This window comes from Bacillus sp. T33-2 (genome assembly GCF_002860205.1).
Classification (GTDB): Bacteria; Bacillota; Bacilli; order Bacillales; family Cytobacillaceae; genus T33-2.
In genome coordinates this window covers 21,791-35,652 of record NZ_PGVB01000024.1, presented here as the reverse complement: position 1 = coordinate 35,652, position 13,862 = coordinate 21,791, and the positions used below count along the sequence as shown (strand labels likewise).

General features: G+C 44.7%; 15 protein-coding genes and 1 pseudogene. 7 read left to right on the top strand and 9 right to left on the bottom strand.

What is annotated here, in order from left to right:
* Positions 1 to 112: 112 nt before the first annotated feature.
* Positions 113 to 1,147 (top strand): 4Fe-4S binding protein, encoded by a 1,035-nt coding sequence (locus CVD19_RS16100; protein WP_180953663.1) that lies wholly within the window; start codon positions 113 to 115, stop codon positions 1,145 to 1,147.
* Here CVD19_RS16100 and CVD19_RS16095 read toward each other — a convergent pair.
* Complete coding sequence (locus CVD19_RS16095) at positions 1,069 to 2,118, bottom strand: VOC family protein (RefSeq protein ID WP_101583272.1); 1,050 nt, start codon at positions 2,116 to 2,118, stop codon at positions 1,069 to 1,071. The two genes, CVD19_RS16100 and CVD19_RS16095, sit on opposite strands and share 79 nt — an antisense overlap.
* Before the next feature lie 149 nt (positions 2,119 to 2,267).
* Positions 2,268 to 2,822: an outer spore coat protein CotE gene (locus tag CVD19_RS16090; protein ID WP_101583269.1), complete on the bottom strand. Its 555-nt coding sequence runs from the start codon at positions 2,820 to 2,822 to the stop codon at positions 2,268 to 2,270.
* A gap of 163 nt (positions 2,823 to 2,985) precedes the next feature.
* Between CVD19_RS16090 and CVD19_RS24870 the strand changes: the two genes are divergently transcribed.
* The 6 genes from CVD19_RS24870 (at position 2,986) to CVD19_RS16065 (ending at position 5,391) form a co-directional block, all read left to right on the top strand.
* Positions 2,986 to 3,138 (top strand): hypothetical protein, encoded by a 153-nt coding sequence (locus CVD19_RS24870; RefSeq protein WP_180953662.1) that lies wholly within the window; start codon positions 2,986 to 2,988, stop codon positions 3,136 to 3,138.
* Positions 3,139 to 3,516, top strand: a complete 378-nt coding sequence (locus CVD19_RS16085; protein ID WP_101583267.1) for a hypothetical protein — start codon at positions 3,139 to 3,141, stop codon at positions 3,514 to 3,516.
* A gap of 100 nt (positions 3,517 to 3,616) precedes the next feature.
* Entirely contained in the window at positions 3,617 to 4,000 is a 384-nt protein-coding gene (locus CVD19_RS16080) for a hypothetical protein (RefSeq protein ID WP_101583264.1), read from the top strand.
* Between the two features lie 45 nt (positions 4,001 to 4,045).
* The gene (locus CVD19_RS16075) at positions 4,046 to 4,393 is read left to right on the top strand and encodes a hypothetical protein (protein ID WP_257985167.1); all 348 of its coding nucleotides are present in this window, start codon (positions 4,046 to 4,048) and stop codon (positions 4,391 to 4,393) included.
* 237 nt (positions 4,394 to 4,630) lie between these two features.
* The gene (locus CVD19_RS16070; protein ID WP_101583260.1) at positions 4,631 to 4,999 is read left to right on the top strand and encodes a hypothetical protein; all 369 of its coding nucleotides are present in this window, start codon (positions 4,631 to 4,633) and stop codon (positions 4,997 to 4,999) included.
* Positions 5,000 to 5,049: 50 nt separating this feature from the next.
* On the top strand, positions 5,050 to 5,391 hold the full coding sequence (locus tag CVD19_RS16065) for a hypothetical protein (RefSeq protein WP_101583258.1): 342 nt from the start codon (positions 5,050 to 5,052) through the stop codon (positions 5,389 to 5,391).
* Positions 5,392 to 5,454: 63 nt separating this feature from the next.
* Here CVD19_RS16065 and CVD19_RS16060 read toward each other — a convergent pair whose 3' ends face one another.
* From CVD19_RS16060 to rny, 7 genes and pseudogenes are all read right to left on the bottom strand, one after another.
* Positions 5,455 to 5,883: a RicAFT regulatory complex protein RicA family protein gene (locus CVD19_RS16060; RefSeq protein ID WP_101583256.1), complete on the bottom strand. Its 429-nt coding sequence runs from the start codon at positions 5,881 to 5,883 to the stop codon at positions 5,455 to 5,457.
* 1 nt (position 5,884) lies between these two features.
* Entirely contained in the window at positions 5,885 to 7,426 is a 1,542-nt protein-coding gene (gene miaB, locus CVD19_RS16055) for a tRNA (N6-isopentenyl adenosine(37)-C2)-methylthiotransferase MiaB (protein ID WP_101583254.1), read from the bottom strand.
* A gap of 285 nt (positions 7,427 to 7,711) precedes the next feature.
* Entirely contained in the window at positions 7,712 to 8,578 is an 867-nt protein-coding gene (locus CVD19_RS16050; RefSeq protein WP_101583251.1) for a 2-oxoacid:ferredoxin oxidoreductase subunit beta, read from the bottom strand.
* Entirely contained in the window at positions 8,579 to 10,315 is a 1,737-nt protein-coding gene (locus tag CVD19_RS16045) for a 2-oxoacid:acceptor oxidoreductase subunit alpha (protein ID WP_101583249.1), read from the bottom strand.
* 584 nt (positions 10,316 to 10,899) lie between these two features.
* Positions 10,900 to 11,160, bottom strand: coding sequence for a stage V sporulation protein SpoVS (gene spoVS / locus CVD19_RS16040; RefSeq protein ID WP_026585459.1), 261 nt, complete (start codon positions 11,158 to 11,160; stop codon positions 10,900 to 10,902).
* A 146-nt stretch (positions 11,161 to 11,306) separates the two neighbouring features.
* A pseudogene (locus CVD19_RS16035) lies at positions 11,307 to 12,103 on the bottom strand (TIGR00282 family metallophosphoesterase).
* Positions 12,104 to 12,191: 88 nt separating this feature from the next.
* Complete coding sequence (rny, locus tag CVD19_RS16030; protein ID WP_101583246.1) at positions 12,192 to 13,751, bottom strand: ribonuclease Y; 1,560 nt, start codon at positions 13,749 to 13,751, stop codon at positions 12,192 to 12,194.
* Positions 13,752 to 13,862: the final 111 nt, after the last annotated feature.

Sequence of the window (13,862 nt, the reverse complement as noted above, 5' to 3'; positions counted from 1 at the left end):
GTCATCGCCTCTGTGAACGTTTTCCAACATAAATAGTATCATCATTTTATTACTAATAATATATCGTACAATGATTACAACAATAGATTTAATGGTAAGGGGGGCATACAAGATGCCGCTCTGGACAAAATGGCTTGAAAGCCTAAGCTATGAGATCGAAATATCCGGGAATTGCCTGCGGAAGGCAAGTCCTTTCAGTACTTGTACCACTTGTATTCAAATATGTGATCAAGGTGCCATATCGATTGAAAATGCTGGACTACAGGTTGACCAAGGTAAGTGCAACAACTGCGGCCGGTGTGTTACGGTCTGCCCGGTCCAGGCAATAAAGGGGCAATCCCCCCACAGAACCGTCGAAAATGGCATCCTTACCCTGAACACGCTGCCGCTCCCGACCCAAAGCGAACTTCTTTATTTCTATAAAAGTGGCATTACAACCATCACTATCGATCTATCCAGGGATCAGGAAAAAGAAGCTCAGAGGTTAATAGAAGATGCAGACGGGTTGCTCCGCGCGATTGGGATTCCGCCCTTCACGGTTGTTTCACTAGACAACAGCGAGAAACCGGTTCTGTCAAGGCGGGCGTTTTTTAAAAAAATTTCGTTTGACAGCAGGCGGGCAGTACTGGAAACTTTTACACCTGCCAGCTGGCGTTTTAACGAGGATCAATTCAACCTGGCGTCGATGTTTCCGGACGTGGCATTCTTCGGCATAACACTAGATCAGCAAAAATGCATCTTATGCGAAACTTGTTTTCGGATGTGCCCTGCAAGTGTATTTTCTTTGCAGGACAATAGACTTGAAATTGATGAAGGAAAATGCAAAGGCTGCAGTCTGTGTACAGATGTTTGCCGGACAGATGCTATTACTATTGAAAAAACAGTCCACAATTCGCAGACCCAAACCATGAAGTGCACCCAAACATATGCAAAGAGTGCAGCACTGATTTCTATAGCTGGACAACAGAAGTCCAATGTTCTATCTGCAAGACTCGTAAAGACAAGGGCTATCTATCTGTATTTTAATAAAAAAGGTCTGCCAGGGGCCACCCTCTGCAGACCTTTTTGCTATATTCCAGCGCTGTTCATCAGCACCACACACCAGCCATCCGGATCGAGGAATGTTATCCCGCCCCTTGCCCAATAAGGGTTATCCGGTTCTGTTTCCTCATAGCCCATCTTTGCCAGGCGCAGGGCGACCCTGTCGCGTTCAAACCGGTTAGGAATATAGAAAACCAGCAAATGTTCTTTTGTTGGAACAGGAAGGTCGACCGGATGCTCATGCTGAGTGAATTCAAGATGGCATGAGTGGTCTGGAAGGCCAAGCATGGCTCCATCATAGCCCTCATGTTTTTTGAATCCGCCGATCATTTTCAGGCCGATTCCGTCCCTGTAAAATTCGATTATTTTATCGAGCTGGTTTGTGGGCCTGGCAGACCTGACTTGCACTGCGGGAACTCGCCCCTCCCACTCCTTTTTCACAATGAATTCATATGGAAGTTCATCATGCTTTAACGTTGCCTCCTGTTTGCCGGAAACAACTGCCCTGATCGGGTGTATTGTCGATGCCCGCTCAGTAGGATACCAATTCCTTCCTTCTTTTACGGCTACAAATACGCCTCCATGGTCGCCAAAGAATGCAAAAGTATCGTTATCCGCCTTATATTCATCAGTTATGTAGTTTATTAGGAAACCCTGCATGCTGGCCACGTTTTTGGATGGAAGGCCTACTTCAAATACATCATGCCAGCCTTCTGTCTGTTTATCGCCATAAAGAAAAGGACGTTCCAGCATTTCGAGTATGTTGCCATCAGGATCAACGAAATAGGCCTGCTTCCCCTCCCAATACAAGCTGTAATCACCTTGTTCATTTGGCAGAAGCAGTCTTTTCTCCGAAAGCCTCTCAAACATAAAATCAAAATGGTCGCCCCCGGTACGAAAGCATACATGGTAATAAGGCAACACAGTACTTTTTTCAAAAAAGATTTTTGTCATGCCAGCCATGATCGCAAAATGGCTATCCGTTTCACTTACAAGATCCATTTCCAATACTTCTGTATAAAAACGCTTCATTTCCTCCAGATTAAAACAATCAAAATGTACCTCGTAAAATTTCATCAAAGCCACTCCTCTCATTTACATTTATTATAAAAAACACGCCAGGAAATTGACTCATCCAAAAGATGTAGAAGGCCTTCCGGATTTGGATGGAAAATACAAGAAATGTAAATAAAAAAAACTAGGAAGTCCACCTTCCTAGCTTTGCATTATTCTTCTTCTGACCCGACCAGGAAATCAGGATTTAAATCCTCGAATTCCTCATCATCAATATCATCAAAGCCCCACTCGTCATCATCATTGTTGTATTCCTCAGGACTTAACCTGACGACTACTTTGGTTTCGCCGATCACTTCAGTTAGGAACTCCCTGTCGACATGGACAATAATTCTGTTGCCGTTGGGCGAAATGACAGCTTCAACACAGTTTGGCTGCTGAAGAGCCTGGGCGATGACCTCATTTTCGTGGTCTTCATAACTGTCATGGTCCCGGTACTTTAATTTAATGACATCTGTATAAGTAGCACGGTCGGAGGTGACTTCTGTCTTTGTATTATCATCAAAGGAGTACCATACGTTAATGTCGTAGGAGCCGCTGATCTCCACTGTTTTACCGACCTTTTTTGCTTTGTACTGGTGATTGATCACCCAGCACCCTAGAATGCTGCTCGGTTGATGCCCTGGGCGGATCGTATGATTGGACTGTGTAAATTTACGTCCTTTCGCTACGACGGCTTTTGTAATAATCTCTCTGTAATCTCCCATTGCGAGCGAACCCTCCTCAATCTTTGTCAATTCATCCTATGCGTGGTATTAGGCTGGTGTGCCGATAAATTATAAGAATGTCTGTGATGAATATAGGCATATTCCATTGTATGCTCAGCCCAGAGTTGTGTTACAGGGAGACGGAAAACTGGAGATTTCATCGATGAAAAGGCATCAGATCCGGTTGTTTATTTTTTGCACACCAGGTGTGGCCGTGGGCACAGTTGTTGAAAATATGCTCATCTCCGTGATAAGTGCCGATACTGGCAGACATTCGTTTCCGTATGATAAAGAAGGAAGCAAGGAGGTGAACTAAATGAAAAAAAGAAAGAACAAGAATTTAGGTAGTGATAATCATGTTAAATTCAAAATTAATGATCATGTCATATCCGGCGATAAAATTCCTTCGGAAAAGATTCAAACGATATTTAATCATTTACAGCCCACTCTTGAAACAATCATGTCAACTATCGATAAAGATGTTAAAAACATCAACGTAAGATTTGATCATGATGCAAATTCACTAACTAAGCAAATCGAATCCCTGATCCCCATGGTGGAACCTATCGTGAAAGACGGTCGCCTGAAAGTCAAGCTAAATGATGAAATTATTGTTGATGTACAGCTGCCGGAATCAGCGAAAGACGCTCAATCTCTCTCCGACTTAAAAAAAAACGAAATTAACCCAAAATGATAAATCATAGAAAACAGGCAGTTTCCTTATGATAAATGCTCAGTCAACCGCTCTATATACACCATACTATGAACTATAACTAAAAGGAGGTGAAAAGATAATGTATTACGGATACGGATACGGATGTAAGGATTATCATTATGATCCAAAGAAACATGATGATAAAAAGCATGATTGCTGTGATCACGACGACGACAAGAAGAAAAAGAAAAAGAAGCTCAGCAACAAAATTAATCAGGTTAATAACGCTAAGCAAAAAGCTGTCGGAATCAACTCCGGCGACATTGAACTTGATATCGAAGAAGATGGAGGATATGGCCTCGCCGCTGCCACACCGAGCGCTAATGGCGGTGATGAAGAGCAGCAAAATCAAAGAGTTCGTCAAGTGAATATGGGCAGCGCATTCAATGAAAGCTTTAACATTAACCGTGGTGATCAGGACAATACAGTCAAGATTGATAATGAAGAATATGAAGCTGATTGATGAGCGCTAATAATGCATAAAGTCCATAAGGGAGGAGGGAGAATTTTGAGCAACAATTTTGAGCTTAGTGTCGAAAAATTGGTCGAACTAGGTGTTCCTCAGGAGATGGCAGAAAAGATTAAGGAAACGGCTGGTCCCTCCATTAATACTAGTGCTACAGGGGGCAAGGGAGGCACTGCGGTAAGCCTTACCTATGTCGACAACTATTCTACTCTGCTTCTTGTATACACCTTCCTCCTCACCCGTTTGGACCATGATCGCAGAAAACAATCTTCATATCAATTAAACAATGCTTTGCTGCAAACCCTTGAAACAGCGATGAAGGAGCAGAAACAGTACCGAAAAGCCTTTCTAAATACAGTAAAGGAACTGAATCAACCTCCTAATGCATAGTTTCATTAACCTCAAAAAGGACCAGGCTGCCCGCAGCCTGGTCTCATTTTAGTGTTTGCCACCCTAGGCACTTCCTATTAGAAGACCCCATTATAACCGTATTAAACCCATCCAACTATTGAAAAGAGCACTTATCTGTTCCAAACAGGCTGTTTTGTTATGCTAAATGCTCATTCAACCGTTATTACAAATGCATACAATATATTTAAAGCATATAGAAAAGGAGGTGAGTAAATTATGTCTTACTATAAGGGTGACTATTACAACTCTTACGGTTATCCAAAAAAGCATGATCACAATAAGTTTGACGGATTCAGTAGACAGAATGGCCGATTCAAAGAGAGTTCCAAGAAGGACGAATTTGATAACCACCAAAAAAAAGACGCAGACTTGAGCAACGCACTGGACCAGGACATCGAAGCCACCCAAAAAGCCGTGGCCCTGAATGGAGGGAGTGTCATCGCGCCGCTTACCGTCGGTCATTTAAATTTTGGCGTTGTAATTCATGTTGTCATTGCTTCCGCCGCAATCAATATGGCAACAAACAATGCCCATGGTGATCAGGAAAATGCTTTTAAAGTGGGAACCGAGGAATATAGCGTTTAAAACAGTTACACACATCAAATATAAATGTACATTGAAAAGGAGGGAAAGGCTTGGAAAACAATGGGGACGTCGATTTACAAAAACTCATCAAAAATGGTGTACCACCGGAGATTGCCGAAAAACTTATCAATACGACACCTTCCTCAATCAATACCAATGCGGCTGGCGGAAAAGGAGGCTCTGCGATAAGTCTGACTTATGTCGATAACTATTCCACTCTGCTCCTGGTTTATACCTTCCTTCAGAGCCAACTGGACTTTTCTGATAGTAGGAGTCCTTCTTATCAGATCAACAAGGCATTGCTTCGAACCCTTGAAACTGCACTGGAAGAACAACGACAGTACCGTAAAGCGTTCCTGGACGCTGTGAAACAACTGAACCAAAATAGTTAGTTTCCTGCTTCCTATAAAAAAGACCAGTCTGTCCAAATCAACAGCCTGGTCTTTCTTATTATTTTAATGATGGCACCCTTCCCCAGTACGGACAGCGGCGCCTGTTTCACCGCGAAGCACATCCCCTCCGGTGGAGGTGATGATTTCGTCGGTCACCGTGTTGGAGATGGTTGAAGCGATGATTTGAAGCAGGTCATTAACATCGAGCTGGGATTGCTTGAATTCCTGGACGATTGGAATTTCATCCAGCTGCTGCTCTAACGCAGCAATTTTTTCTTCGGTTTTCCTGAGCGCTTCCTCTTTTCCGTAATGCTGGAGGTTTACTGCCTGCTTTTGCAGGCCCTTTATTTGGGATATTGTGTTGCGGATTTTTTCGTTTGAATGGATCTGTGCTTCTGCGCGTTTGAAAAAATCCACTTCTTCTGTATCCGCGATCATCATCGCAAGTTCTTTTGCCCGATTGATTATGTCGTCTTTTGTATATTTCGCCATCTTATTTCACCTCTACCGGTTCTAGTTCTTCGACCATTTCCCCGTTTAATGACCAGGTTTTTGCATCTGTAATCTTAACTTTTACAATTTTCCCGATTTCCGTTTTAGGGCCGATGAAGTTAACGAGCTTGTTTTTGCTAGTGTAGCCGGCAAGGACATCCGGATTGTTCTTGCTCTCACCCTCTACAAGAACTTCAACAATCTCGCCCTTGTATTTTTTCATTGCCTTTGCGGACATCTCATTTACAAGGCTGTTCAGGCGCTGAAGACGCTGTTTCTTCACTTCCATCGGAACATTGTCCTGCATTTTCGCTGCAGGTGTGCCTTCCCGTGGAGAGTAAATGAACGTATAGGCTGATTCATAGCCAACTTCCCTGTACAGGGACAATGTATCTTCGAATTGCTCTTCCGTTTCATTCGGATATCCGACAATGATGTCAGTAGTCAGCGTCACATTCGGAATGGCTGCTTTTATTTTACGGACGAGTTCCAGGTACTGTTCACGTGTATATTTGCGGGCCATGATTTTCAGGACATCAGTCGAACCCGACTGGACTGGTAAGTGAATATGATCCATCAAGTTGCCGCCCTTGGCAAGAACTTCGATCAGATGGTCATCAAAATCGCGCGGATGGCTAGTCGTAAAGCGGATACGCGGAATATCGATCTTCCTGATTTCATCCATCAAATCGCCTAAGCCATATTCAATATCTTTAAAATCTTTACCATACGCATTAACGTTCTGCCCTAACAGCGTAATCTCCTGGTAGCCTTGTGCAGCCAGGTGGCGAACCTCCTGGATGATTTCTTCAGGACGGCGGCTGCGCTCTTTGCCGCGCGTATAAGGAACGATGCAGTATGTGCAGAATTTATCGCATCCGTACATAATATTGACCCATGCCTTGATGTTGCCCCGGCGTACCTTCGGTAGGTTCTCAATCACGTCGCCTTCTTTGGACCACACTTCCACAACCATCTCTTTTGACATATAGGCTTCATTGAGGATGTTTGGCAGGCGATGAATATTATGCGTACCGAAAATCATATCTACTTGCTGATACGTTTTCAGGATTTTGTTCACGACCGATTCTTCCTGGGACATACAGCCGCACACACCCAATAAAAGGTCCGGCTTTTCGGTTTTCAAATGTTTTAAATGGCCAAGCTCACCGAAAACCTTATTTTCTGCATTTTCACGGATGGCACATGTGTTTAAAAGGATCACGTTTGCATCCTCGGCCCGGTCTGTAGGCTCATAGCCAAGGCCCATGAAGATGCCGGCCATTACTTCAGTGTCATGCTCGTTCATCTGGCAGCCGTAAGTACGGATGTAAAACTTGCGGCCTTCCCCCATCCCGCGGAATTCTTCAGGAATCTCGAAATCTTTGTGGTACGCGACCTCTTCTTTGCCGCGCTTTTTCGCTTCCTTTAAGGATGGCGGTGTGTATACTGCCTCAAAGTACTTGCTGTAATCCTTGTCGGATTTTTTGTCCGAAGGATTGGCAGTCACTTGTTGGCCTTCCAAGCGTTGTTTTTCGTTCATGAAAATTCCCCTTTCATTCGGAATAAACAGTTTTTTAAGTCGATTTTATCGTTATAGGTTCGTTTGTACAATTGCATATGCACATTATTATAGTATAAAGCCAAGAATGAGCGAAAACAATAGAAACCGTTGGAATGAAAGAGTTGTTGGCCATTAAAGGGGGCTGCTGCAAAGTAATATTTTATACGAACAAACACAGATCCGGATGTGATTCCGGTCACGATAATGCGCTTTTTTTCTTTTCTAAACCAAAAAACCCCAACCTGGGATTGGGGTTTTGGACTATTACATGAATTCAGCGACCAATTTGTCGAAGTGTTCCTGGTCCAGTTTTAAATCAGCATGTGCAAGCGGCGTGTCTGAATATCCGTTGACCAGCTCCTGATAGGACAGGCGCTCAGTATTTTGGTAAATCAGGCCTGTCACAAGCCCGTCATGCTTCATCAAAGTCTGCATGGCCATTTCACGGCTGGAAGAATCATACCCTTGAACATCGCTCAATTTCGTAAGGTTCTCCTTGAACCAATCATATGTGTTAACCTTGTTGTAAGTTACACAAGGACTGAAAACATTGATAAGGGAGAAGCCCTTGTGCCTGATTCCTGCCTCTATTAAAGCAGTCAAGTCCTTCAGGTCTGTTGAAAAGCTTTGGGCTACAAAGGTTGCACCTGCTGTGAGTGCCATTTCCATTGGTGATATGGCCTGCTCGATGGAGCCCTGTGGTGTTGACTTTGTTTTGAAGCCCGCCGCTGAACGCGGAGAGGTTTGTCCTTTAGTCAACCCGTATATCTGGTTATCCATGACGATGTAGGTGATGTCGATATTCCTGCGGATTGCGTGGATTGTATGTCCCATCCCGATCGCAAAGCCGTCACCGTCACCGCCTGATGCAATGACAGTTAAATCACGGTTAGCCATTTTCACTCCCTGTGCAATTGGAAGGGCACGGCCATGAATCCCGTGGAAGCCATATGAATTAATATATCCGGAAATACGGCCGGAACAGCCGATACCAGAAACAACAGCCAACTGCTCAGGCTCGAGTCCAACATTCGCTGCTGCACGCTGCATTGCCGCCTGTACAGAGAAGTCGCCGCAGCCTGGACACCAGTTAGGCTTTACATTATTACGAAACTCTTTAAAAGTGGCCATTTAGAACAACTCCTTGCATTTGGTGTGGATTTCGTGCGGCAGGAACGGATTTCCGTCATACTTCAAGATTTTATAAACCTTTTCTGCATGGCCGACGTTCATCTTCATAATATTCGCCAGCTGGCCAGTTGCATTGTTTTCAATGACAGCGATTCTTTTGGCAGATTTCACAAGCGGCAGCAATTCGTCGGCCGGGAATGGATGGATAAGGCGCACATGTGCATGGTTCACTTTTAGCCCGTCCTGTTCCAAGCGCTGCATTGCTTCTTCAATCGCGCCTCTTGTGGAGTTAAAACCAACGATTAGCAAGTCGGCATCCTCGTGGGGAGCGTTCTTGTAAACCGGAGTGTCAAACTTGATATGGCTCACTTTCCGGAAACGCTTATCCATCTGGGCAATACGGTTTGCAGCAGATTCAGACGGTTTTCCTGTCTCGTCATGCTCAACCCCTGTTACATGGTGGATGCCATTTTTCATGCCGGGGATGACCCGTGGTGAAACGCCGTCTTCAGTTACTTCATACCGCTTGAAATAGCCCTTGGCCTCTATTTCAGGAAGCTCGCCTGTCTGCAGTTTTCCACGGCGGATTTCCACTTTGTCAAATTCAAGCGGCTCAACGGTTTGCTTTCCGAGGGACAGCTGCAGGTCAGACAGGATGATAACCGGGCACTGGTATTCTTCGGCCAGGTTAAATGCTTCCGCAGTATCGTAAAATGCTTCCTGCACGGTGCTTGGTGCCATGACGATTTTCGGGATTTCACCGTGTGTTCCGTAAATCATGGCCATCAAATCTGATTGTTCCTGCTTTGTCGGCAAGCCTGTTGAAGGGCCGCCACGCTGAGTGTCAACAATGACAAGCGGCGTTTCGGTAATTCCGGATAAGCCGATTGCTTCCATTTTTAGCGAAAGTCCTGGCCCGGCAGATGCAGTTATAGCCCTGACCCCCCCGTAGTTGGCGCCGATCGCCATTGTGACAGCAGCAATCTCATCTTCTGTCTGGATGACCGTTCCGCCAAGCGCCGGAAGCTTTTTGATTAAATATTCCATTATTTCAGAAGCGGGTGTTATCGGGTACGCTGCCATAAAGCGGCATCCGCCTGCGAGGGCGCCCAATGCAATTGCGTCATTGCCAATCATGAACAAACGCTTTTGCCCGTCCGCTTTTTCGAGCTGCATCGTCTGGATCGAGCCGCCCAGTTTTTCTTTCATATAATCATAGCCAGCTTTGATGGCTTCCATATTCTTATCGACCACTTGCTGGCCTTTTCGCCCGAATATTTCCTGGACGACCTCTTCAAAAACAGTAATATCCAAATCTAGTACTGCACTGGTTGCTCCAATCGCAACCATGTTCTTCATAAGGGATGTTCCTAGTTCGGAAGCTATATCGGTAAATGGAACCGCATACAAGTTGGCTTTCGTATCTTCCGGCTGTTTAGGGCTGAATTTTGCGTCGCCAATGATGACGCCATGGTCATTCAACTCTTTATAGTTAACATCAATTGTTTCCTGGTCGAACGCTACTAAAATATCTAAATCATCCGAAATGGACCGGACCTGGGTAGTGCTGACGCGGATCTTGTTATTCGTGTGGCCGCCCTTGATACGGGATGAAAAATGGCGGTACCCATACAGGTAATAGCCCAGCCTGTTCAAAGCGATTGAAAAAATTTCCCCGGTACTTTCTATTCCCTCTCCTTGCTGTCCGCCAACTTTCCATGAAAGTTGATTGATCATCTCTTTACACCCCTTTAGTTACATTCAAGAAATATGTAAAAACGGTTCATTGTGAAGTATAGCACTTTTCCAGCCATTCGTTTTTTAACAAGTTTTCACAATCGAAACCGGCCAAAACTGAACAATTGGAGGGTACTAAACGCTTACAATTCTAGACCTATAGAGTCGAAAATGCAACCCTTTCTGCTCAAATAGTGACAAAAATATGAATATTTTTTTCAATATTAAAATATTATAGGTAATTTAAATGGCGCCGAATGGGCTTGCACACTTTCAACCCAGTAATATCCTTGAATTTGCAAATTATCCTGGACCGGTTATACAAAGTTCTTTTTCTCAGTTTGTTGCCTTTAGTGGTATATTAGAATAATATTTTTATTCGTTTTACATTACCCTGAAGCTTAGTTGCCATGCTTTAGGTTTTGTAAAAACCAGGCTTTCATCACCGAGGCCCTCTTAGCATAAAAAAGAGCCTGCTTGCACAAAAGCTGCAAACAGGCAATTTTCATTTTTAAAGCTGGCCATATACTGTTATACCCGGCCAGCTGATTCTTAATAAATGGAACCATTCCCGTGTCCGAATCCTACCGCGGTTCAACGATCAGCTTGATGGCGGTGCGTTCTTCCCCATCAATCAGAATATCCGTAAATGCCGGGATGCAAATTAAATCCACTCCGCTAGGCGCTACAAACCCTCGTGCAATCGCTACTGCCTTCACGGCCTGGTTCAATGCACCTGCACCAATCGCCTGGATTTCTGCCGAGCCTCTTTCCCGCAGAACTCCAGCAAGCGCACCTGCTACAGAATTAGGATTAGATTTTGCTGAAACTTTTAATATTTCCATTCCTAGCTCCTCCTTATTTTATCCCGATCCTGAATTCAGCCTGAGCCTCCAGGATAGTCGTTCCACTGCTACTATATTCACGTTGGAACACACATATGCCCGGCTTGTTTCAAAAAAAACGGGAAAATAGGCGAGATGCTTATATATCATGAATAAAAAGGATGGTCTTCATTGATCGTTATGCGCTGGATCTTCTTTGCTTTCCCTGTTTTTTTGTCCAGGTCGATGACAACTCCATTTAACTGCCCACGGCCTTCGGCTGGGACTTCGAATCTGACCGGAAGGCTTGTCATGAACCGCTTCAATACTGCCTCTCTCTCCACGCCTAAAATTCCGTCATAAGGGCCCGTCATCCCGGCATCGGTAATATAGCGGTGCCGCCCGGCAAAATGCGCTCATCGGAAGTCTGGACATGTGTATGGGTGCCCACCACTGCCGAGACACGGCCATCCAGATACCAGCCCATCGCCAATTTTTCACTTGTTGCTTCGGCATGGAAATCAACAAAAATAATCGAAGTTCTTTTGCTTGCCTCCTCAATCAGCTCATCCGCTTTTCTAAACGGGCAATCGATCGGCGGGAGGAAGGTACGTCCCTGCAGATTAATGACGGCGACTTCATCCTGGTTCACCCTTAAATAAACAATCCCTTTTCCCGGCACTTCATTTGGGTAATTTGCCGGCCGTACGAGATATTTTGCATCCTCGATGAATTCAAAAATTTCCCGTTTATCCCACGCGTGGTTTCCAAGCGTGACTGCCTGCGCACCGGCCTCAAGGAAACTGCGGTATATTTTTTCGTTGATGCCTTTGCCGCTGGCGGCATTTTCACCATTGATAATCGTCACCGTAGGACGGTACTTGTCTTTCAGCCTAGGCACATATTCTTTTACTAAATCCCGGCCGGGTGATCCGACAACATCGCCTATAAATAAAATTTTCATCTGTTTCCCTTTCTCCTAACGAAATCTTCTAACTAGATTTTACCACATTCTCTGATGCCATTGAAAAAGCGGTGCATTTCTGCACCGCTTATTTTGCGTATTCAACTGCTCTTGTTTCACGGATGACCGTGACCTTAATATGGCCAGGATAGTCGAGCTCTTCCTCGATTTTCTTACGGATATCACGTGCAAGACGATGAGCCTGCAAATCATCAATTTGGTCAGGTCTAACCATAATACGAATTTCTCGACCCGCTTGAATGGCAAACGATTTTTCGACGCCCTCATACGATTCTGAAATTTCTTCCAGTCTTTCAAGGCGGCGAATATAGTTTTCAAGTGCTTCACTGCGTGCTCCAGGCCTTGCCGCTGACAGGGCGTCAGCAGCTGCAACAAGAACAGCAATGATTGAAGTAGGTTCCGAGTCACCATGATGGGAAGCAATACTGTTGACCACTACAGGATGCTCGCGGTATTTAGTGGCAAGCTCCACACCGATTTCGACATGGCTTCCTTCAACCTCATGGTCAATCGCTTTCCCAATATCGTGCAGAAGCCCTGCACGGCGCGCTAATGTTTCGTCTTCACCCAGTTCAGCTGCCAGCAAGCCGGATAGCTGGGCAACCTCCATTGAATGTTTCAAAACATTCTGGCCGTAGCTTGTACGATACTTCAAGCGCCCTAGAATTTTGATCAGATCTGGATGCAATCCATGAACACCGACTTCAAAGGTGGTTTGTTCGCCAACCTCACGGATGTGTTCATCAACTTCGCGCCGCGCTTTTTCTACCATTTCTTCAATGCGGGCCGGATGAATGCGTCCGTCCTGTACAAGCTTATCCAGAGCTAAACGGGCTGTTTCACGGCGGATTGGGTCAAAACCGGACAGGATCACTGCTTCCGGTGTGTCATCAATAATGAGGTCAATCCCTGTTAACGTTTCGAGAGTACGGATGTTGCGTCCTTCACGGCCAATGATGCGTCCTTTCATTTCATCATTTGGAAGGTTGACAACTGAAACAGTCGTCTCGGCCACATGGTCGGCCGCACAACGCTGGATGGCAAGTGAAAGAACTTCTTTCGCTTTTTTATCCGCTTCTTCTTTTGCCCTGTTCTCGTTTTCTTTAATCATTAAAGCAATATCATGAGCCAATTCTTGCTCAATACGCTCTAAAATGATGGATTTTGCCTCATCGCGTGTTAAGCCCGAGATGCGTTCCAGCTCAGCCTGCTGTGTTCGTACCATCTCGTCCACTTTGCTTTCCATCTGTTCAATATGCTGTTGTCTTTGATTTAGAGAATCGTCCTTTTTCTCAAGAAGAACTTCGCGTTTATTTAACGTTTCGTCTTTCCGGTCGAGATTCTCTTCTCTTTGCATTAAACGATTTTCTTGTTTTTGCAGTTCATTTCTTCGTTCACGAACCTCACGTTCAGCTTCTGTGCGAAGCTTGTGAATTTCATCCTTTGCTTCCAGCAGGGCTTCTTTTTTCAATGCTTCGGCGTCGCGCTTTCCGTCTTCAAGAATTTGCTGAGCCGCATTTTTCGCTCCTGCTATCTTTGCTTCTGCAATGGATTTACGAATCAAATAGCCAACAACTGCACCGACGATTAGACCAAGCAAAATGGAGATGATAATTGAAAATTCCATCATTTTCACCTCCTCTTGCTATGAACTTTTTTGTTACATTTTTTTTAAAGTGTCGGCATGTACATTGCAAAATTCAATATACAGCCCTAAGGCTTTTAAACGTCTATATTA

Bases quoted from the DNA above. Each gene is read 5' to 3' on its own strand.
- CVD19_RS16100 (WP_180953663.1), top strand. From the start codon at position 113: ATGCCGCTCTGGACAAAATGGCTTGAAAGCCTAAGCTATGAGATCGAA.
- CVD19_RS16095 (WP_101583272.1), bottom strand. From the start codon at position 2,118: ATGAAATTTTACGAGGTACATTTTGATTGTTTTAATCTGGAGGAAATG.
- CVD19_RS16090 (WP_101583269.1), bottom strand. From the start codon at position 2,822: ATGGGAGATTACAGAGAGATTATTACAAAAGCCGTCGTAGCGAAAGGA.
- CVD19_RS24870 (WP_180953662.1), top strand. From the start codon at position 2,986: ATGAAAAGGCATCAGATCCGGTTGTTTATTTTTTGCACACCAGGTGTG.
- CVD19_RS16085 (WP_101583267.1), top strand. From the start codon at position 3,139: ATGAAAAAAAGAAAGAACAAGAATTTAGGTAGTGATAATCATGTTAAA.
- CVD19_RS16080 (WP_101583264.1), top strand. From the start codon at position 3,617: ATGTATTACGGATACGGATACGGATGTAAGGATTATCATTATGATCCA.
- CVD19_RS16070 (WP_101583260.1), top strand. From the start codon at position 4,631: ATGTCTTACTATAAGGGTGACTATTACAACTCTTACGGTTATCCAAAA.
- CVD19_RS16060 (WP_101583256.1), bottom strand. From the start codon at position 5,883: ATGGCGAAATATACAAAAGACGACATAATCAATCGGGCAAAAGAACTT.
- miaB (WP_101583254.1), bottom strand. From the start codon at position 7,426: ATGAACGAAAAACAACGCTTGGAAGGCCAACAAGTGACTGCCAATCCT.
- CVD19_RS16050 (WP_101583251.1), bottom strand. From the start codon at position 8,578: ATGGCCACTTTTAAAGAGTTTCGTAATAATGTAAAGCCTAACTGGTGT.
- CVD19_RS16045 (WP_101583249.1), bottom strand. From the start codon at position 10,315: ATGATCAATCAACTTTCATGGAAAGTTGGCGGACAGCAAGGAGAGGGA.
- spoVS (WP_026585459.1), bottom strand. From the start codon at position 11,160: ATGGAAATATTAAAAGTTTCAGCAAAATCTAATCCTAATTCTGTAGCA.
- rny (WP_101583246.1), bottom strand. From the start codon at position 13,751: ATGGAATTTTCAATTATCATCTCCATTTTGCTTGGTCTAATCGTCGGT.